This is a genomic window from uncultured Granulicatella sp., from assembly GCF_963515095.1.
GTDB lineage: Bacteria > Bacillota > Bacilli > Lactobacillales > Aerococcaceae > Granulicatella.
On record NZ_CAUPXD010000024.1, the window covers coordinates 1 to 23,334 of the forward strand.

The window sequence follows — 23,334 nt, forward strand, 5'->3', positions numbered from 1 at the left end:
AATCTGGGCTTATAGCCCCGGTTCAAACCACCCGTTAGACGGGTGGTCATGATTTAATAGCAGTATACTTGTAGCAGTATTGCTAAAAGGAGCTAGAATTAAATGGGTGTAATCATAAATGTTATTGCGATTGTGATTGGTACAATGATTGGATTATTCTTAAAACGAGGAATGTCTGAAAAGATGTCTTCTCATATTATGCAAGGTCTTGCATTAATTACGTTTATCATTGGATTAAAAGGAGCTTTAGTAGATCAAGATATGATTTTGTTAATTGTTTCGATTTCACTAGGAGGATATCTTGGGGAAATGATGCAATTAGAAGAGAATATTCGAAAATTTGCAGAGTGGGTTCAAGATAAACTATCAAAAGAGGGGTCTCAAAATCAATTGGCAGAAGGTTTTGTGTCAGCTGTATTGATCTTTTGTGTTGGAGCAATGGCTGTAATGGGGTCTCTTGAAGCAGGATTGAGAAATAATCACGGTATTCTAATAACGAAAGCTTTAATTGATGGATTTGCTTCTATTATACTAACGACGACAAAAGGAGCAGGAGTCATGTTATCCGCATTAGCCATTCTTTTGTATGAAGGTGGAATAATGCTTCTCGCACAATTTGTAGCACCTTACTTAAGTGAATCAATCGTATCTGCAATGGCTGCGGTAGGTTCTTTATTACTAGTGGCACTAGGAATGAATTTATTAGAATTAACAAAAATAAAAGTCATGAACTTTTTACCTGCAATGTTTTTACCGATTGTGTTAATTCCATTATTTAGTCTCATCCGTGGATAAGATAAAAATAAGAGAGTGAATAGCATACAAGTTGTATTTCTATTCACTCTCTTTTGTATAAAATTAAGCTAATTCAATCGCTCCAAAACTATTTGGACCTATTACAATACCATGAGGTGTAGGATAAAATTCACCTTTTTGGTAAAGGCTATCTCCTGAATAGTTTGCAAGGAAATGAGCAGAATTATCTAAATTGATAATACATAGCAATTTGCCACGTTTATAAGCAATACAGCCATCTGTTACTTTAATGATGTCACAGTCTGCTTTAAAATCTTCTTGATGTTGATGTCTAAAGTTTGTTAATTCTTGATAGAATGCTAATACTTCATCATCTTTTTCGTTGAATTTGAAAGGCATACGATTATATGGATCTCTAAAGCCATACATACCAATTTCATCTCCATAGTAAATACAAGGAACACCAGGAAGCGTAAATTGAATAAAGGATGCGACAAAGAATCTCTCTTTTGCTAATTGATATTCACTAGCAGTCAGTTTATAATCTGGTCGTTTTTCAACAGGGAATTCTTCTGGTCTATCAAATGCTAAAATCGTTAAAATTCTTTCTGTATCATGACTCGATAATAAGTTCATTAAAACATCTAATGCAGGTTTTGGATAGTTCTCTAATAATTCTAAAAAAGCTAGAGAAAATTGACGAGCATCTTTATGTTTAACGAAGCGAATGATCGCATCTCTCCATGGGTAATTCATCACACTATCAAATTGCTTTCCTAAGAAATATCTTCTTCTTGTGTTGTAAGAGAATTTTGTCGTAGCATCTTCCCAAACTTCCCCTAATAAGAAGCAATCTGGATCTTCTTGTTTGGCAGATTTTCTTAATTGATCAATGAAACAATCTGGAAATTCATCTGCTACATCAATTCGCCATCCACCAATTCCTAATCGTTGCCAATAAGGAATAACACCATTTTTAGCATTGAACATAAATTCTTGATATTCTTTATTTTCTTTTACAACAGTTGGTAAATTCGTGAATCCCCACCATGATTGATAAACATTTGGAAACTCCATAAAAGTAAACCATGGATAGTAAGGAGAATCTTGAGATTGATAAGCTCCTACACTGTCATAATGTCCATAACGATTGAAATAAATACTATCTGCACCTGTATGGCTAAATACTCCATCTAATGTAATACGAATATTTTCTTCTTTAAAATCTTTACATAAATCTTTAAAGTCTTGGACAGTTCCTAAATAAGGATCTACATTAAAGTAATCAGAAGTAGAGTAGCGATGATTTTCAGGACTTTCTACAATTGGATTTAAGTAAATACTATCAATCTTTAATTGTTTAAAGTAAGGTAATTCTTCATGAATTCCTTTTAAATTTCCCATAAAGAAATCTTGTGCTCGATAATCTTCATGTGTAATAGAAGAATAAGGAATAGCATTCCAATCGTCATGTCTAACACGCATCTCTTCATTAGCAGCTACGGTTGCTTGATAATGTGGACTCTTCTTAAAGCGATCTGGGAAAATTTGATACATAATGCTCCCTTTCATCCACTCTGGAGTTTGGAAGTCTGCATCATATACAGTTAATTGCCATGAAGAGTAAGACTGTTCTTCCATTGTAAAGACAGCATTAAATTTATGTTTTTTCAAATATCCAGTGGAATCTTCGAATGTAATTTCAAAATCATAAAAATAAAGTCCAGTTTCTAATGCAGGGACATTGACAATATATTTACGAGATTGTTCTTTTAATACATCAGTTGGTTCCAATATATAAATAAATTTTTGTTGAGTGAAATCATTAAATAAGTTTAATGAAATTTGTTTAAAATAAAAATCTTGGTGAACCCATACTTCAAAAAGAATGCCTTGAGAAGAAGAGACTGCACCTTTTGGATATTTATCTTGAAGAGGATTAAATTGAATCAAGAAATATCTTCCTTTCTTTTTATAAGCAATATTAAATTAATTGTAGTATAAAATAATAAAAAAAGAAATAGTTTGTGCGCAAAATATTTTGAAACATTTCTATTTATAAAACGCTTTACTTTTTTTGCGAAAAAATGAAAAAAATATACGAAAACTCACAACTTTATGCTATAATTAATCCATAAGTAAACGGAAACAAATGAAATGGCGATTTTTTTATTAACAGCAAATGAAAACGCTTTTCGTGAAAAGTAAAACGTATTGATAAAGAAGGAGGATATATTTATGGATTATTCTTTGGATAAATATTTATTTCATGAGGGGAAAAACTTTCGGACGTATGAATTTTTAGGTTCGTTTCTTGATGGGGATCAATGTACATTTAGAGTCTGGGCGCCACATGCTCAAGCGGTTTTTGTTTCGGGTGATTTCTGTGGATGGGAACCAACAGTTCATGAATTAACAAGAATCAATAATGAAGGTATTTTTGAAGGAACTGTTTCAAATGTTCGTCCATATGATTCTTATAAATATGTCATTAAAGCTTCCGATGGAAGAATGTTGTGGAAAGCAGATCCGTATGCAAGACATGCGCAAACTCGACCAGAATCAGCTTCTAAAGTATATGAAGACCAAAATTATTTATGGAAAGATGAAACATGGTTAAAACAAAGATCAATTCCTTTCCAACAACCAATGAATATATACGAAGTTCATTTAGGATCATGGAAGCATGGAGAAAATGGCGAATTTCTTAGTTATCGTCAATTAGCGGATACTTTAATTCCATATGTGAAGCAAATGCATTATACGCATATCGAATTACTCCCAATTACGGAATTTCCATATGATCCTTCTTGGGGCTATCAAGTGACAGGTTACTTTGCAGTGACATCACGTTTTGGAACTCCAGATGACTTTAAATATTTAATTGATAGAGCTCACCAAAATGGCATTGGCGTTATTTTAGATTGGGTACCTGGACATTTTACAAAAGACGAATATGGTTTATATGAATTTGATGGAGAATGTTGTTACGAATACTCTGATGAACGTAAAAAAGAACATAAGTCATGGGGAACACGAGTATTTGACTATGGACGTGGAGAAGTGTGTTCTTTCTTATTCTCTAGCGCTTGTTACTGGATTGAACAATTTCATTTAGATGGCTTACGCGTTGATGCAGTAAGTTCTATGCTATTTTTAGATTATGATCGTCCTCAGCATTTAGCAGCTAAAAATATTTATGGAGGAAATGAGAATTTAGAAGTGCTGGATTTCTTTAAAACATTAAATTATTATGTTCAAGAAAATTATCCAGGCGTGATGATGATTGCAGAAGAAGCAACAGCTTATCCGAAAATTACTGCACCAATTCAAGACGGTGGACTTGGTTTCCACTTCAAATGGAATATGGGATGGATGAATGACAGTTTAGATTATATTGAAGAAAATCCAATTTATCGTCAATGGTCTCATAATAAATTAACATTCTCAATGTGTTATGCTTTTGTAGAAAACTTTATTTTACCGATTTCCCATGATGAAGTGGTACATTTGAAAAAATCATTATTAGATAAATTCCCAGTCGGTTATGATGATAAATTTTCTAATTATAAAACATTTTTAGGATATATGTTTGCTCATCCTGGTAAGAAATTAACCTTTATGGGAACAGAAATCCCTCAATTTATCGAATGGGATGAAAATAAAGAATTAGACTGGATGTTATTAGATTTTCCATCACATTATAACGCACACCGTTTTGCTCAAGAGTTAAATCAGTATTATCGTAAAACACCGGCTCTTTGGCAACAAGATGGAGGATGGGAAGGATTTGAATGGCATGTGGTCGATGATGCTTCTCATAATGTATTTGCTTTTTCAAGAAAAGCTGCTGATGGTCAAGAAGTGCTTGTCATTTCTAATTTTTCTGGAGAAAATTGGGAACAGTATTCTATTGGATTCCATGACGAAAGAAGCTATAAAATGGCATTAAATTCAGATGCTAAAAAATTTGGTGGACAAGGCATTGTTAATAGAAATTTAAAAACAAAACAACAACAATGTGGAGAATTCCCATATACACTTCAACTAACGATACCAGCATTTTCAACAATGTATCTTGAGAAAAAATAAATAATGTGGGGGATAAACAGATGGCAAGAAAGAAAGAAATGGTTGCAATGTTACTAGCAGGAGGCCAGGGGACTAGATTACAAGTTTTAACGCAAGATATGGCTAAACCAGCTGTACCTTATGGTGGAAAGTATCGTATTATTGATTTTCCATTATCAAATTGTGCAAATTCAGGAATTTCAACAGTAGGGGTTTTAACACAGTTTAAACCTTTAGAATTGAATTCTTATATGGGCAATGGACAACCATGGGATTTAGATAGAATGGATGGAGGATTGTCTATTTTACCTCCTTATACTGCTGGTAAAACAGGGGAATGGTATAAAGGAACAGCACATGCCATCTATCAAAATATTAAATATATCGAACAATATGAACCTGAATATGTCTTAATTTTATCAGGAGATCATATTTATAAAATGAATTATAATAAGATGCTAGATTTCCATAAGGAAAAAGAGGCAGATTTAACAATTGCTCATATTAATGTACCAATGGAAGAAGCTCATCGTTTTGGGATTTTAAATACTGATGAAGATTTGAAAATTGTGGAGTTTTTAGAAAAACCAAAAAATCCAATTTCAACTAAGGCTTCAATGGGGATTTACATTTTCAATTGGAGAGTGTTACGTGAATACTTAATTCGAGATGAAGCAAATCCAGAAAGTGAAAAAGATTTCGGAAAGAACATTATCCCAATGTTATTAGAAGAAGAAAAGAACATTTATGCATTTCCATTTGAAGGATATTGGAAAGATGTAGGTACGATTGAAAGTTTATGGGAAGCGAATATGGATTTAATTAAATCTCGTGAAGCTTTTGATATTGATGATAAAACTTGGAGAATTTATTATCGTCATGAAGGACGTTTACCTCAATATTTAGGAGAACATGCTGATGTTCAATCTTCAATGATTTCTGATGGTACTTTAGTTTTTGGTCAAGTAAAAGATTCAATTATTTCTTCTGGAGTGGTCATTGCAGAAGAAGCTGTTGTAAAAGATAGTATTATTATGCAAAATGCCACGATTGAAAAAGGAGCAAGTGTCTATCACACAATTGTAGCCGAAGGAGCGGTGATTAAAGCGGGCGTATCAATCGGTCATGAAAAAATTGAATTAGGAAAAGATATGATTACGGTAATTGGACGCAATGAAGTCGTCACTGAACCGAAGAAAGCGGGAGGATGCTAAAATGATAAAAGCTTTTGCGATTTTATTTGCGGATAATTATAGACAGGATGATTTACATGGACTTGTTCGTTCAAGAACTTTAGCTTCACTTCCAGTTGGTTCTAGATATCGTTTAGTAGACTTTATGTTATCGTCTTTAGTAAAAGCAGGAATCGACAATATCGGTATTTTAACAAACCATAATTATAAATCTTTAAGAGACCATGTAGGCTGGGGAAAAGATTGGGATTTAAACAGAAAAAATAGTGGCTTAACATTAATTACGCCATTATCGAATTATTTATCAAATCGTATTCCTCAAAATAAAATTGAAGCTTTAGTCAATACAATGGTTTATACGGAAGATTTAAGTGAAGAGTATTGTATTTTGGCTGATACAAACATTATTGGAAATATTGATTTTAAAGAAATGTTTCAATATCATGTCGACACTGGATCTGACATTACGGTTGCGTATCACTATCGCAAACCTGAAATTGGCGAATCTCAGATTATTTTTGACAAAGATTATAAAGTGTATGAAACGTTGTATCATTTTAATGGTGGAAAAGAAAAATGTGCGACTCAAGCTAAAATTTATATTATGACAAAAGAATTGTTAAATGCCATCATTAAAAAGGGAATGACTTTAGGATGGGAAGATATTTTACGCGATTATGTTTCTAAAAATTTAGATACTTTAAATGTCTATGCGTATGAAATTAAAGGGTATTCAAAAGTTATCAATAGTGTAAAAGATTATTTTGATTTCAACCAAGATTTATTAAAACCTGAAACATTGACAGCCGTATTTGATAGCGGAGTTGAAATTTTAACACGTGTACAAGATAGTGTGCCAACTCATTATGGAGAAAATTCCAAAGTAAAACGTTCATTATTAGGAGATGGCTCTTACATTAATGGTACTGTTGAAAATAGTATTATTTTCCGTGATGTCATTATTGAAGAAGGAGCTGTTGTAAAAAACAGCATTATTATGGCAGACTCCATTATTAAAAAAGGTGCGAAATTAAATTACGTAATAACGGATAAAAGCATTGAAGTTCCTGAAGAAAAAGAATTATCAGGAACAAGTGAATGCCAAGTCATTGTTGAAAAAAATAAATGTGTGTAATGTTTAGGATAGCTTCCAGTTTGGGAGCTATCTTTTTTTGCTTGTCGCTATAAAATACTGGTGCTTTTTACTAGCTTATCGTATAATAAATTTATCTGAATTTAAAAATTAGAAAAGGTTGTGCATCCATGAGAAGACGTACGATGTTGCTTTTCGTCTGCACGTTTTTAGTGATTTTTTTTGGAGCTGCTCGAATATTTTATCTTAGTCAATCAGAACGGTTAAAGGCTAAAGACTTGGCAGTAGAAATTGCAGCACAAAAAGTTCAATTTACAAAAATTACAGATTTTTATTGGTTTAATACGGAAGAAACTTATTATTCATTAGCTGGAATTACGACAGAAGGTCAACAATTATATGCGATTGTTTCTCCGGAAAAGAAGGAAGTAACCGTATTACAACAGGATGCTGTTATCAATGAACAAGAAGCGCGCTCAATCACAAAACAAGCGAAACATACAGATGAGATTTTAGAAGCAAGATTGGGAATGATAAAAGATGAACCAGTTTGGGAAGTTAATTATCGAACAAGCAATAAACGAATTGGATATTATTATATTTCCGCCAAAAATGGACAATGGATTAAAGATATTGAAAATATTTAAAGGTAGGTTATTATGGTAAAAATCTCAGAACGTGTCGCTAAAATACTTCCTTCGGGAACTTTAGCGATGACACAAAAAGCAAGAGAATTAAAAGCGTCTGGAAAAGATATTATTAGCTTATCAATTGGTGAGCCTGATTTTAATACGCCAGAAAAAATTACAAAAGCAGCAATTGAATCATTATTGAAACATGAAACCGATCATTACACACCTACTTTAGGGTTAGATGCATTAAAACAAGCGATAAGTGATTTTCATTTAAGAAAAGATGGTGTAAAAGTTGATAAACAACAAGTAGCTGTTTTTGCTGGAGCGAAGTTTGCGTTATATTCTGCGTTTCAAACATTAATTGACCCAGGTGATGAAGTCTTAGTACCAGTTCCTTATTGGGTGAGTTATGCAGAGCAAATAACATTAGCTCAAGGTGTACCGGTCTTTGTGGAAACAAGTGAGAAGAATGCCTTTAAATTAACCGTAGATTTGTTAGAAAAAGCTTTAACAGATAAAACAAAGTTATTAATTTTGAATTCTCCATCGAATCCTACAGGATTAACGTATTCCAAAGAAGAATTGTATGAGATTTGTCAGTGGGCATTAAATCATCAAGTGTTTGTTATCGCTGATGAGATTTATTATGAATTAGTGCATGATGTGCCAAGTATTAGTGTGGCAAGTCTATCTGAAGAAATCAAAAATAATACATTAGTCATTAATGGATTATCGAAATCTGTTGCGATGACGGGTTGGAGATTAGGGTATGCCTTTGGTCCAATTGAAGTGATTCGTGCACTGAATGACTTAACCAGTCATACAACGAGTAATCCAGCTGCAGTTGTTCAGTATGCTGCGATTCGTGCTTTTCAGGAAGATTTACAAGAAGATAAAGAAGCGATGCGTCATAAATTTCAAAAGAGAATTGAGTTATTTCATGCACTCATTCAGGAAATTCCTGGTATGTCATGTGTGAAACCAGGTGGAGCCTTCTACTTATTTGTTAATATTCAAGAAGCAATGAAAATAGTTGGAGTTGAAACATCAGATGCATTTGCATTAAAATTATTAGAGGAAGTTGGAGTGGCGACTGTATCAGGTGAAAACTTCGGTTGTACTGGCTACTTGCGATTAAGTTGTGCAAGTAGTGAAGAAGAACTAAAAAATGCCGCTCAAAGAATCAATCAATTTGTTAGAAATTATTTGTAGAAAGAGGGATTATTTTGAAAAAAATCAGAATGAACCAAGCAAAAGATTATGTCGGACAAACAGTCTTAATTGGAGCTTGGGTAGCTAATAAACGTTCAAGTGGGAAAATTGCGTTCTTACAATTACGTGATGGAGCAGCTTATTTCCAAGGGATTGTTGTAAAAAGCGATGTTCCAGAAGAAGTATTTGAAATTGCTAAATCATTAACACAAGAAACAGCTGTTTATGTAACAGGTGTAGTTCAAGAAGATACTCGTTCAAAATTAGGGTATGAATTATTAGTAACAGGATTAGAAGTGATTGGGGAAAGTCATGAATATCCAATTACTCCAAAAGAACACGGTACGGACTTCTTAATGGATCACCGTCATTTATGGTTACGTTCAAGTAAACAACATGCCATTATGCAAATTCGTAACGCTATTATTTATGCTTCCTATGAATTCTTTGATCAAAATGGATTTATTAAATTTGATAGCCCAATTTTATCTGGAAATGCAGCAGAAAATACAACTGAATTATTTGAAACAGATTATTTTGGAGATCCAGCTTTCTTATCTCAATCAGGTCAATTATACTTAGAAGCTGGAGCAATGGCATTCGGTCCAGTATTCGACTTTGGACCAGTATTCCGTGCTGAAAAATCAAAAACTCGTCGTCACTTAACAGAATTCTGGATGATGGATGCTGAATATCCATTCGTGACTCATGACGAATCATTAGATTTACAAGAAGCTTATGTAAAAGCATTAATTCAAGGAGTTTTAGACCGTGCTCCTCATGCTCTTGAAACATTAGAAAGAGATGTAGAATTATTGAAGAAATATGTCAGTGAACCATTTAAACGTATTTCTTATGATGAAGCGATTGACTTACTACAAGCTCACGAAGCAGATGAAGATACAGATTATGAACATTTAGAACATGGAGATGACTTTGGTTCTCCACACGAAACTTGGATTTCAAACCATTTTGGAGTTCCAACATTCGTTATTAACTATCCAGCGGAGATTAAAGCATTTTACATGAAGCCAGTACCAGGTAATGAAAGCCGTGTACTTTGTGCGGACTTATTAGCTCCAGAAGGATATGGAGAAATTATCGGTGGTTCGCAGCGTGAAGTAGACTATGATAAATTATATGCAAAAATTAAAGAGAATGGCTTAAATCCAGATGATTATGCATTCTATTTAGATTTAAGAAAATATGGTTCAGTTCCTCACGCAGGATTCGGACTAGGATTAGAAAGAATGGTAACATTCGTTGCTGGAACGAAACATATTCGTGAAGCAATTCCATTCCCACGTTTATTAAACCGTATTTTCCCATAGAATAGACAATTTCAAACCGATTTTTAGAATTTCTAGAAATCGGTTTTTATGTCAGAAAAAGAGGTGAAAATTTTGGAACAAACATTTCAACAATTTTGGATGTATCAAGGAGGAACAACCGTTCCAAATCCATTCATCCGATATTATCAACAATTACAATTGACGGCACAAGAATGCTTAATGCTCTCTTGGTGGTTACAACATACTACTTCAGAATATTTTCCATTGAATGTAGAAGAAGTCTGTGAGGTGTTTTCAATTAGTGAAAATACTTTATTTCAAATTATTCAACATTTATTGGATAGACAAGTGGTATCCGTTACCCAAAAAGAAAATGAACAAGGAAAAAAAGAAGAATATTATAGTTTAGCGCCGTTATTTCAACAATTGGAAATATTACATCGTCAAGAAGTGGCAAAAAAAGAAGAAAAAGAGAAGCCAAATTTAATTTTCGTAATCGAAAAAGAATTTGGAAGACCGATTAGTTCGTACGAAATTCAAATGATTAAAAGTTGGATTGATAAAGATGAATATTCATATGAGTTAATTTTAGCAGCTTTAAAAGAAGCTGTTTTAAATCAAGTGTTTACATTGAAGTATATGGATAAGATTTTATTAACATGGCAAAGAAAAGGGTTCAAAACGGTTCAACAAGTCATTCAAGATAAGAATCGTACGAGAAATGGCAATTTTGCAGCAAAACCAAAAGAAACAATACCGATTCCTCTAGTTCCATTAGATAATTGGTTGGATTAATGGGGGGAAGACGATGTTATCAAAAACAAAAACGATTGAAGCAGTTCAAACAATGGGAGATTTATTTCCAGATGCTCATTGTGAGTTAAATCATCGCAATGCTTTTGAATTACTGATTGCTACGATTTTAAGTGCTCAAGCAACCGATGTAGGTGTGAATAAAGTAACTCCAAAATTATTTGAGAGATTTCCAACTCCAGCTCATTTAGCGGCTGCTAGTGAGGAAGCAGTGATTGAATGTATTCAATCATTAGGATTGTATCGAAGTAAGGCAAAAAATATTCGTCTTTGTGCGCAACAACTACTGGAACGATTTAATGGAGAAGTTCCCCATACTAGAGAAGAATTAGTGAGTTTAGCAGGTGTAGGTAGAAAAACTGCAAATGTAGTGATGAGTGTTGCTTTTAATATCCCAGCGTTTGCAGTAGATACACACGTTGAGCGAATCTCTAAAAGACTACAGATTTGTAGACAAAAAGATACAGTGTTAGAAGTAGAAGAAACGTTATGTCGTAAAATTCCGAAAGAATTATGGTCGAGAGCGCATCATTGGATGATTTTCTTTGGAAGATATCATTGTATTGCTCGGAAACCAAAATGTCATGAATGTCCCTTATTAGAAATGTGTGCGTTTGGTCAAAGAGAAGTATAATGAATCGAACAATAAACAAATACGGATAATAAAACGTTAACAAAAATTCCCAACAACTTCCCCTTTATAGCTTGAAAATGTGATAATAACAATGTTTTTGAGATTTTTTAACTGACAATAAACGTTTAATGTGCTATACTAAACTTAGTAATATTGCAGATGTGTTGGATTTGGAAGGCCCGTGGGAAGAGGCGATAGAGATGGCACTTAAAGTGACCAAGAAAGTTCAAGGAATCGTTGAAACGGAACTTCGTAAAGGAACTAGCAAATCTCGTATTGCACATATATTGGGTGTTTCTTATGAAGAAGTTCTTGTTGTCATTAAACGAGTAAAAGATTCTATTCGACCTGATGTAGGAGACCGAATTCATTTTACGTTTAGAGAACAGCAAATGTATGGTGTGATTTATAAGTTACTTTCTAATAGTGCAGTCGTGATTATTGACTGGGAATCTTCTACGACCGTTATGAAAGATATTTGTGAAGACCGCACCATCGTAAATTTTAAAGATATTATTGAATTTTTACCGGATGATGCTAAGGCAGACTAATCTTGGATTAGTCTGTTTTTCTTTTAATATAGGAGGTTAGAAATGGGAAATACAATAGAATTTCCAAATCAAGAAGAATTTTATATTCAAAAAGCAACTCAATGTCAGAAAGAAGATGATTTAATCGGTGCCATTGATTGGTTAGAAAAAGGATATATTAAGACTCGTTCAGATCAACTATTGGAAAAATTATGGATTTTACTATGTCGTAGCCAAGACTGGAGTGAAATCATTTGGCTTGTAGAAGAGTTTCAATTGCAAGGTGAAAAGTATGTATCTGTTTATTTAGAAGCATTAATTCATATGAATCGATTCGAAGAAGTGGAAGCATATCTAAAACATTCTGAACACTTAGAGGTTCCATGTATAAACGCACTACAACTAAAAATGATGAATCAACAATTGAAACAGGAACAAGAGAAAGTTCAGCAGTTACAAGAAATAGGGGAAGCGTTACAGAAAAAAGATAAGATTTTTTCTATTGAAAAAATTCAATATATCACTCAAGTATTAATTGATTCTACATTACCTCAAAAAGAATTCGTGATTCAGTTATTTTTGCTTCATCCACAGACACCAATGTTTGATAAAGCAATTCTATTAGATGAATGGTTGGACTCTGGAACGCTTGAGGTGATTCAATTACTCTGGAATGGGAAAATAATACTGTTAGAACGAAATAAACTGTTTTCAATTTCTAAATCATCATTGTATAAAGAAGAGTCAGTGTTGTTAGATGAGTTAATGAATTATTTTTCGATGGAAGAGGCTACGATATTAGCTCAAAAATGGATGCAAGACACGATTCGATTATATCCGTTTCAAGAAGAGTATATTTCTTCATTTGAGGAATGGATAAAATATTTTTCAGAAAAAGAAGACTTAATGCAAAGTTTATTTTATGATGATGCTACTTTTGTTAAACAATATGATGATTTTCGAAAAAGTAAATACTGAAAATAGACTTGAAACAAATCATTTTAAAAAAAGAATTAGAACGTATATAATGAGATAAAAGCTGTCTAATAATAGAAAAGGCTGGAGGTTTTCATCATGAAAAAAGGAATTGTAAAATGGTTTAGCAATGAAAAAGGCTATGGTTTTATTTCTGTTGCTGATACAGATGAAGATGTATTTGTTCACTTCACAGGGATTTTATCTGAAGGATTTAAAACGTTGAAAGAAGGACAAAAAGTAGAATTTGAAATTGCGCAAGGAGCTCATGGACTTCAAGCTACTCATGTGCGAGTAGAAGTTTCAAAATGATTCGAGTAAGAACTGATGCTGCTGTGAATGGTAATCCAGGGAAAGTTGGAATTGGAATTGAAATTTTGCATCAAAAGCAACAATTTTTGTTTAAAGAAAATTCTGAACTATTAATGGATAATCATCAAGCAGAATTATGGGCGATTTATCGTGCTTTAATCATTCTTCAGGAAAAAGAATGGCATTATGACATGATTTTTTTAAATTCTGATTCGAAATTTGCGATGATGGCGATTGAAAAAAATTATACGAAACAAGTAGCTTACCAAGAGATTCTAAAAAAGGTTCAGGGAGAACGAAAAAAATTTCCTCGGCTATTTTTAGAATGGATTCCTGAAAAGGAAAACCGAGGTGCTGATCAATTAGCAAGACAAGCTTTACAACAAATTTTAGGAAGATAGGGAGTTTTTAAGATGGAAGAACATGTATTGTATTTTAGTAGCTTATGCCCAGATACTAAAGCATTTGTAGAGGAGTTACAAAGACAAAATATTAGCTATCGTGAGGTAGATATTACTGCAAGTATGGCAAATTTAAAAGAATTTATTCGTTTAAGAGATGATAAACCACAATTTGAAGGTCGTAAACAATGGGGAATGGTTGGTGTTCCTTGTTTAGTGACAAAAACTGGTCAATATATTTTTGAAATTGGTCAATTAAATGGAACTAGCTGTGAGGCTGTACCAGTTGAGTAATATTCCGTCGTTATTTTTAGGATATGTACTATTGATAAATCTTTTATTATTTCTTTTAATGGGAATTGATAAGAGAGCAGCCAAACGAAAAAAGTGGCGGATACCTGAAAGAAGATTATTAACATTAGGTCTGATTGGTGGGGGAATTGGTGGAATACTAGGAATGCTCGTATTCCACCATAAAACTCACCGAATTTATTTTACAATTTGTTATGGAATCAATGTGTTTTGTTGGGGAATGGCTTTCCTATATTTTATGCAACAATTTTAAGGGGGAAGAGATGAAGCAACAAAAAGGAATATTATTTGCGATTTGGATTGGACTTCTGAGTTCTCTTTCCGGATTTGTAAATATTACAACATTATTATTATATGAAAAACCTACGACCCATATGACGGGGAATGTTTCAGGGATTTTAATCCATGCGATGTCGGGTGAAACAAGTCACGCTCTTACATTACTATTCATTGTTATTAGTTTTTTACTCGGTGGAGTATGTTGCGGAATGATTTTTTCTGAAAAAGTTTTCCGTTTTGCAAACCGATATGGAATATTGTTAATTGTATTAGGTTTGTTATTAGGAATTAGTTTCTGGTTACAGCTAGAAGCTTTATGGATATATCAATTAGCTTTTACAGTCGGTGTTCAAAATGGTATGTTTATTTATTACCGTGGGATGATTGTAAGAACCTCGCATTTTACGGGCTATTTAACGGATACAGGATTTGCGATTGGTAGATGTCTAAGAGGTCATCGTAAGGATAAAATAAAAATAGTTTTTTATAGTTTAAGCATGTTGTTCTTTTTATTTGGAGGAGCATTAGCATTTGAAATGGCAGCATGGTCTAAAGAATTATTACTATTTGTTATTAGTATTAGTTATGTATTAGTTGGTGGGTATTATTTCTTATTCCGTCATTTATATGCATACTATCATTTGTTGGAGGAAGAAGCATGACAGATATTTTAGTTGTAGTGGATATGCAAAAAGATTTTGTAGATGGAGTCTTAGGGACAAAAGAAGCAGTTGCAATTGTTCCTAATGTAGCATCAACGATTCGAGAGTTTTCAGGTAAAGTTTTTTATACTTTGGATACTCATCATGAAAATTATTTAGAAACAGAAGAAGGAAAAAAATTGCCAGTTGTTCACTGTGTCAAAGGAACTCCAGGTTGGCAATTAGATGCAACTGTACAAGAAGCTCTTTTAGAAAAAGAAGCTGTTGGAGTTGAAAAACCTACTTTTGGATCTACAGCATTAATGGAATTATTGAAGGAAGTTCCGTCCATTAGTTCCATTACATTTTTAGGTTTATGTACAGATATTTGTGTCATTAGCAATGTCTTATTAGCAAAAGCAAACTTCCCTGAGGTACCCATTAATGTATACTCTACTTCATGTGCAGGGGTAACCCCTCAAAGTCATCAGCAAGCATTAGAAGCCATGAAAATGTGTCAAATTAATGTGGTAGAATAAAGTGTAGGTGAAAGAATGGATTCTAAAGAAAAATTAAAAGAACTAAATGTCCTGAATGCCATCATGTTAGTAGCAATTCTAATTGGTATTGTAATTGGGATTATCATTCAAGAATTAATCGGTGGAGTAGCAATTGGAATGCTTGGAGGATTTATCACACGATTAATTTATTTAAGAAAAAAATATAAGGATATTAATCCAAAACAAGGAGAAAAAACTATGTTACAAGAATTTTTTGAAGCAGTAGAAAAGTTTGAAAAAAAATCAATTAAAGAAGTAGAAAACTTAATCTCAAATGGAGAAGAAGTAGTGTTATTTATCGGACGTCCAACATGTCCATATTGCCGTCGCTTTGCTCCAAAAATGAATGAAGCACGTCAAGCTTTAAATAAACCAGCAATTTTTGTTAATAGTGAAGATGTTACACAATTAAATGAGATTCAATCATTCCGACAAAAATATGGTATACCAACAGTGCCAGGTCTATTAGTTGCTAAAAGTGGAGAGGCTCGTGTAGTTTGCGATTCATCAATTAGCGTGGAAGATATTATTGCATTCGTTAATAAATAAGACTATTTTAATTTAAAAAGGAGAGGGACTTGTATGAACGAAATTAAATGTCCGCACTGTCAAAAGGTTTTTACAATTGATGAACATTCTTATGCAGATATTGTGAGTCAAGTTCGTAATCAAGAATTTACACAAGAAATTCATCAACAATTAGAATTAGCCAAAAAACAATTTGAAACAGAACAACAATTAAAATCTCAACAAGCTCAATCTCATTTTGAAGAGAAATTAGCACACTATACACAACAAATTGCTTTATTAGAGCAAGAGCTAAAACAAGCTAGTCAACAAATGGAAGTTCAAGTTGAAAAAGAAAAACATAAATTAGAAATGGAATTATCTAAGATTCAACAAGAACAAGTTGTTTCAAAACAAGAATTGACGCAGCAATATCAAGAAAAAATTACTCAGCAAGAACAACTCATTCAGTCTCTTCAAGCAAAAATTGATGCACAAGAAACAAAAGAAGCCTTACGAGTTTCTCAGTTATCTGCTGAAAAAGATCGTGTTATTGCTGATTTAGAAGCGAAAAATCATTTGCAAGAAAAAGAACAAGAAGTTCAAGCGGCTGCTTTAAAAGAAAAATACGAGTTAGAATTACGTCAAAAAGACGAAACGATTGCCTTTTATAAAGATTTTAAAGCAAAACAATCGACAAAAATGGTCGGTGAAAGTTTAGAACAACATTGTGAGATTCAATTTAATCAGTTGAGAATGACCGCTTTTCCAAGAGCTGAATTTGGTAAAGATAATGATGCTAAAACAGGAAGTAAGGGCGATTATATTTACCGAGAATATGATGATTTTGGGAATGAAATTTTATCGATTATGTTTGAGATGAAAAATGAAAATGATCAAACAGCAACGAAGAAGAAAAATGAACATTTCTTTAAAGAATTGGATAAAGATCGACGTGAGAAGAATTGTGAGTATGCGATTTTAGTATCTTTATTAGAAGCAGATAATGAACTATACAATAATGGAATTGTGGATGTCAGTTATGTATATGAGAAAATGTACGTGGTAAGACCTCAATTCTTTATTCCAATCATTACATTATTAAGAAATGCAGCGTTAAATTCATTAAAATATAAACAAGAATTAGCTCAAATGAAAGAGCAACAATTAGATATTACGCATTTTGAAGAAGACTTGCTAGCGTTTAAAACTGCGTTTTCTAAAAACTATGAATTGGCGAGTAAGAAATTCAAAACAGCAATTGATGAAATTGATAAAACAATTTCGCATTTACAAAAAACAAAAGATGCGTTGTTATCATCTGAGAATAATTTAAGATTAGCGAATAATAAAGCGACTGATTTAACTGTAAAAAAACTCGTCAAAAATAATGCGACAATGAAAAAGAGATTTGAAGAATTAGAATAGGAGAATGAAAAATGGCAAAATTTATCGTAGAACCAGAATTTTGGGAATTATTTCCAGAAGGTCAAGTGAATGTTTTAGTATTAAAAGGGATTAATAATACTGTAGATGAAACGGAAGATCCTTATTTTGAAGGAATTTTACAAGAAGCTTGTCAAAAAGCTAAAGTTCATTTTACTGAAGAAGTGTTTAGCGATAATCTTGTTATCCAACAATGGAGACAAGCCTATTCTAAGTTCAAAACAAAAAAAGGAGCTCGTTCTTCTATTGAAGCATTATTAAAACGTGTCTCTCAAGGACATCAATTCCGATTGATTACTCCATTAGTAGATATTTATAATAGTATTTCTATTGAATATGCTGTCCCATTAGGGGGAGAAGATTTAGATAAAATTCAAGGGGATTTACGATTAGGTAAAGCTAAAGGAGGAGAAAGTTTCTTCCCATTAGGTGCTGAAGAAGATTCACCAGCATTAGAAGGCGAAATTTGCCACTTCGATAATGATGGAGCTGTATGTCGTTGCTTGAACTGGAGAGAAGCCAAGAGAACAATGTTACAAGAAGAAACAACGAATGCAGTTCTTATAATGGAATCTGTGACAAAAGATCAAGCTGAAAGAGCAACAGTTGCAATGGAAGCATTAAAAAAACGTTGCGAAGAATACTTTAATGTAACAGGAGTAAGTTATATTGTAACACCTGAAAATAGCGAAGTTGAATTATAACAGGAAAGTGGTAGAGCAATTGTTCTGCCACTTTTTGAATAGTTAAAAAATACAAAAGAAAGGAGGAAGCGAATGCGCAAAATATTACATATTGATATGGATGCTTTTTTTGCATCTGTTGAACAAATGGACCATCCTCATTTAAGAGGAAAACCGATTATTGTTGGTGGAAAAGTCAATCAACGTGGAGTGGTGGCAACTTGTTCTTATGAGGCAAGAGCGTTTGGAGTACACTCTGCAATGCCAACGAGTAAGGCTATACGATTATGTCCAAAAGCAATCATTGTTCCTCCAAATTTTGAACGATATCGACAATTAAGTTTACAAATTCGAGAAATATTTCATCGATACACTCCTTTAGTTGAGCCGATGTCGATTGATGAAGCTTATCTAGATGTTACAGAGAATACAAAAAACCAAACTTCTGCTACGATCATTGCTCGAGAAATACAAGAAGCTATTTATAAAGAGGTAGGATTAACTTGCTCTGTAGGAGTATCTTTTAATAAATTTTTAGCCAAAATTGCATCCGGTCAAAGAAAACCAGCTGGAATTACCGTAATTGATCAAGAATCATTTCCAGAATTTATTAAAACTTTGCCTGTTGAGAAATTTTTTGGTGTAGGACAAGCAACTGCAAAAAAATTACATCAGAAAAAATTATTAACTGGAGAAGATATTTTAAATTGTTCAAAAGAGTATTTAATTGAATATTTTGGAAAGCAAGGAGAAGCTCTGTATCGACAAGTAAGAGGACAATCGAATGATCAATTAACATTGTATCGTGAAAGAAAATCTTACGGTAAAGAAGAAACTTTATTAGAAGACACAACAGATGAAGAAGTGCTACAGAAATATATAGAGCAATTCTCTGAACAAATATCAAAATGGTTAAAGAAAAATAAATTAGCTGCTAAAACAATAACGATTAAATTAAAACAAAGTGATTTTGGAACAAAAACAAGAAGTAAAACACTCGAAACCTATGTCCAGAGTAAAGAAAAATTAGCTATAGAAGCCTATCATCTATTGATGGAAGAATATAATAATGAATCCATTCGTTTAATTGGACTTACTAGTTCTCAGTTTGAACAGACGCATCATTTATTTGAACAAGTAAAACTGTTTTAATAAAAGTAATACAGTTCTAAAACATATTGTAATACAGTTAGTGTTTTGAGAGTTATCATTTATTTTGCTTTTTTCTGAAATTGATAAAGTTTCTGCACAAAAAAGCATAAATAAATACTATATTTATAAAGAAAAACTTGTAATTCAATTCACAAAAAATAAAAATCAAAACTCGAACTTAATTACTTGCATAACTAAAAAAAGCATGGTAAATTAGTATATGAAAATAATAGAAATGATACAGAAGTAAAATTCTGTTTCTTCATTTTTGTTATGAAGCACAATTTCTTAAAGAAAAGGGGAAACAAAAAGTATGGCAACGAAGAAAAAATTCGATCTCGATGCACTTTTCACACCAAATAACACGAACTTTGAAATGGTTCAAGTGTTAGATGCAGAAGGAAATGTTGTTAATCCAGATCTAGTACCTGATTTATCAGATGATGAATTAGTCGAATTAATGACTGATATGGTATGGTCACGTATTCTACATGAACGTTCAACAGCATTAAACCGTCAAGGACGTTTAGGATTCTACGCTCCAACTGCTGGGCAAGAAGCTTCACAATTAGCTTCTATCAAAGCAATTGAAAAAGAAGACGTATTATTACCTGGTTACCGTGATGTACCACAATTAGTAAAACATGGTTTACCATTATCACAAGCATTCTTATGGTCTCGTGGACATGTTGCAGGTAATATGTACCCAGAATCATTAAAAGCTTTACCACCACAAATCATCATTGGCGCACAATATGTTCAAGCAGCAGGTGTTGCATTAGGATTACAAAAACGTGGTAAGAAAAATGTCGCTGTTACTTATACAGGTGACGGTGGATCTTCACAAGGGGACTTCTATGAAGGAATTAACTATGCTGGTGCATACAAATCACCTGCTATCTTCTTCATTCAAAATAATGGATGGGCTATCTCAACTCCTCGTGAATTACAAACAGCTGCTACAACATTAGCGCAAAAAGCTGTTGCTGCAGGTATTCCTGGTATTCAAGTAGATGGTATGGACCCATTAGCAGTTTATGCCGTAACTAAAAAAGCTCGTGAGTATGCAGTTGCAGGAAATGGTCCAGTATTAATCGAAACAATCTGCTTCCGTTATGGTCCACATACATTATCAGGGGACGACCCAACTCGTTACCAACCAGAAGGAATCCAAGATGAATGGGCTAAAAAAGATCCATTAATTCGTTTCCGTAACTACTTAACAGCTAAAGGCTTATGGTCTGAAGAAAAAGAAAATGAAGTTATTGAAGCAACTAAAGAAGAAATTAAAGAAGCAATCAAAGAAGCTGACAAACAACCAAAACAAAAAGTTTCATTCTTCTTGAAGACAATGTTTGAAGAACCAACAAATGTTATCCAAGAACAAATTGATTACTTTGAAGCAAAGGAGAATAAATAATTATGGCACAAATGACAATGATTCAAGCCATTACAGATGCATTGGCTTTAGAATTAAAACGTGATGAAAATGTCCTAATTTTCGGTGAAGACGTTGGTAAAAACGGAGGAGTTTTCCGTGCAACTCAAGGACTTCAAGATGAATTTGGTGAAGACCGTGTATTCAATACTCCTTTAGCAGAATCAGGTATTGGTGGTTTAGCAATCGGTTTAGCATTAGAAGGTTACCGTCCAGTTCCTGAAATCCAATTCTTTGGATTTGTATTTGAAGTAATGGACAGTGTTGTTGCTCAAGCAGCTCGTTACCGTTACCGTATGGGTGGAACTCGTCAAATGCCTATCGTATTCCGTGCACCATTTGGTGGTGGGGTACATACACCAGAATTACACTCAGATAACTTAGAAGGTTTAGTAGCACAATCCCCAGGTTTGAAAGTGGTTATTCCTTCAAACCCATATGATGCAAAAGGATTATTAATTTCAGCAATTCGTGACAACGATCCAGTTGTTTACTTAGAACATATGAAATTATACCGTTCATTCCGTGAAGAAGTTCCAGCAGAAAGCTATACAGTTCCTTTAGGAAAAGCTGCTGTAACTCGTGAAGGAACAGATGTTTCTATTATTACTTACGGTGCTATGGTTCGTGAATCTGTTAAAGCAGCAGAAAACTTAGAAAAAGAAGGTATTTCTGTAGAAGTTATTGACTTACGTACAGTTTCACCATTAGACTTAGATACAATTTTAGCTTCAGTTCAAAAAACTGGACGTGTTGTAGTTGTACAAGAAGCTCAACGTCAAGCAGGTATTGGCGCAATGGTAATGTCTGAAATTTCAGAACGTGCGATTTTACATTTACAAGCACCAATCGGTCGTGTTGCAGCACCAGACTCAATCTTCCCATTTGGTCAAGCAGAAAATGACTGGTTACCAAATGCAAGTGATATTGAAGCAAAAGTTCGCGAAACTTACAATTTTTAGTTCGTAAAATCATTCACTAAAGAGCAAAAAGCCCTTCAAAGGTGATTTGCTCTTTAGAATATTTAAGTAAAAATTAAGAAGGGATGTACAAGCATGGCTTTCCAATTTAAAATGCCTGATATCGGTGAAGGTATCGCAGAAGGCGAAATCGTAAAAATCGACATTAAAGTCGGTGACACAATTCAAGAAGATGATATTTTATTCGAAGTACAAAACGACAAATCTGTAGAGGAAATTCCTTCTCCAGTAAGTGGTACAATCTTAGAAGTTAAAGTTCAAGAAGGAACAGTAGCACGTGTAGGAGATATTATCGTTGTAATCGATGATGGTTCTGGTCCAGCAGAAGCAGCACCAGCCCCAGCAGCTCCTGAGGCAGCCCCAGCAGCAGTTGAAGCACCAGTTGCACCAGCGGCGGCTCCAGCACAACCAACAGGAGTTCCAGCAGCAAGCAATCCTGGTAAATTAGTATTAGCAATGCCTTCAGTACGTCAATACGCTCGTGAAAAAGGTGTTGATATTACAGCAGTTGTTCCAACTGGTAAAGGCGGACGTGTAACTCGTGAAGATATCGATAACTTCGGTGGTGCACCAGTTGCAGCTCCTGCAGTAGAAGCAGCACCAGCAGCACAAGTAGAAGCACCAGCAGCACAAGTAGAAGCTCCAGCGGCACCAGCAGCTTCAGCAGGTAAATCAGAACCAGCTAAACCATTCGTAGGTTCAGCAGAACGTGAAGAACGCGTGAAATTAACTCCAATGCGTAAAGCAATTTCTAAAGCAATGGTTAATAGCAAACATACAGCTCCTCACGTAACATTACATGATCAAGTTGAAGTTTCTAAATTATGGGATCACCGTAAGAAATTCAAAGATGTTGCTGCAGCACAAGGTACTAAATTAACATTCTTACCATATGTTGTTAAAGCATTAGCAGTAGCAATGAAGAAATATCCAGTATTAAATGCTTCAATTGATGATACAACACAAGAAATTGTGTACAAAAACTACATCAATATCGGTATTGCAACTGATACAGATTTAGGATTATTCGTTCCAAATATTAAAGATGCAAATACTAAGAGCATGTTTGGAATTGCTGATGAAATTAATGCATTAGCAGCTAAAGCTCACGAAGGTAAATTAACTGCAGCTGATATGGGACATGGAACAATTACAATTTCAAATATTGGTTCAGTAGGTGGTGGCTGGTTCACTCCAGTTATTAACTACCCTGAAGTAGCTATCTTAGGTGTAGGTACAATCGTTCGTGAACCAGTTATTAACGAAAACGATGAAATCGTAATCGGACGTAACATGAAATTATCATTAAGTTTCGACCACCGTATCGTGGACGGAGCTACTGCTCAAAAAGCTATGAATGAATTAAAACGTTTATTAGCTGATCCAGAATTATTATTAATGGAAGCTTAATTATAAATT

The 23,334-nt window shown here is 33.6% G+C and carries 25 protein-coding genes; 24 read left to right on the forward strand and 1 reads right to left on the reverse strand.

Annotated elements, in window-relative coordinates:
- The first annotated feature begins 102 nt into the window (after positions 1–102).
- On the forward strand, positions 103–795 hold the full coding sequence (locus tag RWL86_RS06105) for a DUF554 domain-containing protein (RefSeq protein WP_314077953.1): 693 nt from the start codon (positions 103–105) through the stop codon (positions 793–795).
- Positions 796–858: 63 nt separating this feature from the next.
- On the opposite strand, the gene RWL86_RS06110 is transcribed toward RWL86_RS06105, so the two are convergent.
- Positions 859–2,709, reverse strand: a complete 1,851-nt coding sequence (locus RWL86_RS06110) for a glycoside hydrolase family 13 protein (protein WP_314077954.1) — start codon at positions 2,707–2,709, stop codon at positions 859–861.
- A 285-nt stretch (positions 2,710–2,994) separates the two neighbouring features.
- On the opposite strand from RWL86_RS06110, the gene glgB reads away from it, so the two are divergent.
- From glgB to RWL86_RS06225, 23 genes are all read left to right on the forward strand, one after another.
- On the forward strand, positions 2,995–4,848 hold the full coding sequence (glgB, locus tag RWL86_RS06115) for a 1,4-alpha-glucan branching protein GlgB (RefSeq protein ID WP_314077955.1): 1,854 nt from the start codon (positions 2,995–2,997) through the stop codon (positions 4,846–4,848).
- Positions 4,849–4,868: 20 nt separating this feature from the next.
- A complete protein-coding gene (locus RWL86_RS06120; RefSeq protein ID WP_314077957.1) occupies positions 4,869–6,041 on the forward strand; it encodes a glucose-1-phosphate adenylyltransferase in 1,173 nt (390 codons plus the stop codon).
- Position 6,042: 1 nt separating this feature from the next.
- Positions 6,043–7,155 carry a glucose-1-phosphate adenylyltransferase subunit GlgD gene (glgD, locus tag RWL86_RS06125; protein ID WP_314077959.1) on the forward strand — a complete coding sequence of 371 codons (1,113 nt, stop codon included), beginning with the start codon at positions 6,043–6,045 and terminating at the stop codon, positions 7,153–7,155.
- A 143-nt stretch (positions 7,156–7,298) separates the two neighbouring features.
- A complete protein-coding gene (locus RWL86_RS06130; protein ID WP_314077961.1) occupies positions 7,299–7,760 on the forward strand; it encodes a DUF5590 domain-containing protein in 462 nt (153 codons plus the stop codon).
- Positions 7,761–7,772: 12 nt separating this feature from the next.
- The gene (locus RWL86_RS06135) at positions 7,773–8,960 is read left to right on the forward strand and encodes a pyridoxal phosphate-dependent aminotransferase (protein ID WP_314077963.1); all 1,188 of its coding nucleotides are present in this window, start codon (positions 7,773–7,775) and stop codon (positions 8,958–8,960) included.
- A 29-nt stretch (positions 8,961–8,989) separates the two neighbouring features.
- Complete coding sequence (asnS, locus tag RWL86_RS06140; protein ID WP_314077998.1) at positions 8,990–10,291, forward strand: asparagine--tRNA ligase; 1,302 nt, start codon at positions 8,990–8,992, stop codon at positions 10,289–10,291.
- Positions 10,292–10,354: 63 nt separating this feature from the next.
- Positions 10,355–11,047, forward strand: a complete 693-nt coding sequence (locus RWL86_RS06145) for a DnaD domain protein (protein WP_314078000.1) — start codon at positions 10,355–10,357, stop codon at positions 11,045–11,047.
- Between the two features lie 13 nt (positions 11,048–11,060).
- On the forward strand, positions 11,061–11,699 hold the full coding sequence (gene nth, locus RWL86_RS06150) for an endonuclease III (RefSeq protein WP_314077966.1): 639 nt from the start codon (positions 11,061–11,063) through the stop codon (positions 11,697–11,699).
- 200 nt (positions 11,700–11,899) lie between these two features.
- Entirely contained in the window at positions 11,900–12,250 is a 351-nt protein-coding gene (locus tag RWL86_RS06155) for a DUF2187 domain-containing protein (RefSeq protein WP_314077967.1), read from the forward strand.
- 42 nt (positions 12,251–12,292) lie between these two features.
- A complete protein-coding gene (locus RWL86_RS06160; RefSeq protein WP_314077969.1) occupies positions 12,293–13,207 on the forward strand; it encodes a hypothetical protein in 915 nt (304 codons plus the stop codon).
- A gap of 96 nt (positions 13,208–13,303) precedes the next feature.
- Positions 13,304–13,516, forward strand: coding sequence for a cold-shock protein (locus tag RWL86_RS06165; protein WP_314077971.1), 213 nt, complete (start codon positions 13,304–13,306; stop codon positions 13,514–13,516).
- Positions 13,513–13,917, forward strand: coding sequence for a ribonuclease HI family protein (locus tag RWL86_RS06170; protein WP_314077974.1), 405 nt, complete (start codon positions 13,513–13,515; stop codon positions 13,915–13,917). Before RWL86_RS06165 ends, RWL86_RS06170 begins: the two co-directional genes overlap by 4 nt.
- 12 nt (positions 13,918–13,929) lie before the next feature.
- Positions 13,930–14,211, forward strand: a complete 282-nt coding sequence (locus RWL86_RS06175) for a glutaredoxin (RefSeq protein WP_314077977.1) — start codon at positions 13,930–13,932, stop codon at positions 14,209–14,211.
- Entirely contained in the window at positions 14,204–14,482 is a 279-nt protein-coding gene (locus tag RWL86_RS06180) for a DUF1294 domain-containing protein (RefSeq protein WP_314077978.1), read from the forward strand. Before RWL86_RS06175 ends, RWL86_RS06180 begins: the two co-directional genes overlap by 8 nt.
- 10 nt (positions 14,483–14,492) lie before the next feature.
- Positions 14,493–15,170 carry a YoaK family protein gene (locus tag RWL86_RS06185; RefSeq protein ID WP_314077980.1) on the forward strand — a complete coding sequence of 226 codons (678 nt, stop codon included), beginning with the start codon at positions 14,493–14,495 and terminating at the stop codon, positions 15,168–15,170.
- Positions 15,167–15,688 (forward strand): isochorismatase family cysteine hydrolase, encoded by a 522-nt coding sequence (locus tag RWL86_RS06190; protein WP_314077981.1) that lies wholly within the window; start codon positions 15,167–15,169, stop codon positions 15,686–15,688. The genes RWL86_RS06185 and RWL86_RS06190 overlap by 4 nt, the downstream gene beginning before the upstream one ends.
- Before the next feature lie 15 nt (positions 15,689–15,703).
- A complete protein-coding gene (locus RWL86_RS06195; RefSeq protein WP_314077982.1) occupies positions 15,704–16,258 on the forward strand; it encodes a thioredoxin domain-containing protein in 555 nt (184 codons plus the stop codon).
- 33 nt (positions 16,259–16,291) lie between these two features.
- Positions 16,292–17,644, forward strand: a complete 1,353-nt coding sequence (locus tag RWL86_RS06200; RefSeq protein WP_314077983.1) for a DUF2130 domain-containing protein — start codon at positions 16,292–16,294, stop codon at positions 17,642–17,644.
- Between the two features lie 11 nt (positions 17,645–17,655).
- Positions 17,656–18,366, forward strand: coding sequence for a phenylalanine--tRNA ligase beta subunit-related protein (locus RWL86_RS06205; RefSeq protein ID WP_314077985.1), 711 nt, complete (start codon positions 17,656–17,658; stop codon positions 18,364–18,366).
- Positions 18,367–18,438: 72 nt separating this feature from the next.
- Positions 18,439–19,497 (forward strand): DNA polymerase IV, encoded by a 1,059-nt coding sequence (gene dinB, locus RWL86_RS06210; protein WP_314077986.1) that lies wholly within the window; start codon positions 18,439–18,441, stop codon positions 19,495–19,497.
- A gap of 313 nt (positions 19,498–19,810) precedes the next feature.
- On the forward strand, positions 19,811–20,917 hold the full coding sequence (gene pdhA / locus RWL86_RS06215; protein ID WP_314077988.1) for a pyruvate dehydrogenase (acetyl-transferring) E1 component subunit alpha: 1,107 nt from the start codon (positions 19,811–19,813) through the stop codon (positions 20,915–20,917).
- 2 nt (positions 20,918–20,919) lie between these two features.
- Positions 20,920–21,897 carry an alpha-ketoacid dehydrogenase subunit beta gene (locus RWL86_RS06220; protein WP_314077991.1) on the forward strand — a complete coding sequence of 326 codons (978 nt, stop codon included), beginning with the start codon at positions 20,920–20,922 and terminating at the stop codon, positions 21,895–21,897.
- Between the two features lie 93 nt (positions 21,898–21,990).
- Positions 21,991–23,325 carry a dihydrolipoamide acetyltransferase family protein gene (locus RWL86_RS06225; protein WP_314077993.1) on the forward strand — a complete coding sequence of 445 codons (1,335 nt, stop codon included), beginning with the start codon at positions 21,991–21,993 and terminating at the stop codon, positions 23,323–23,325.
- Positions 23,326–23,334: the final 9 nt, after the last annotated feature.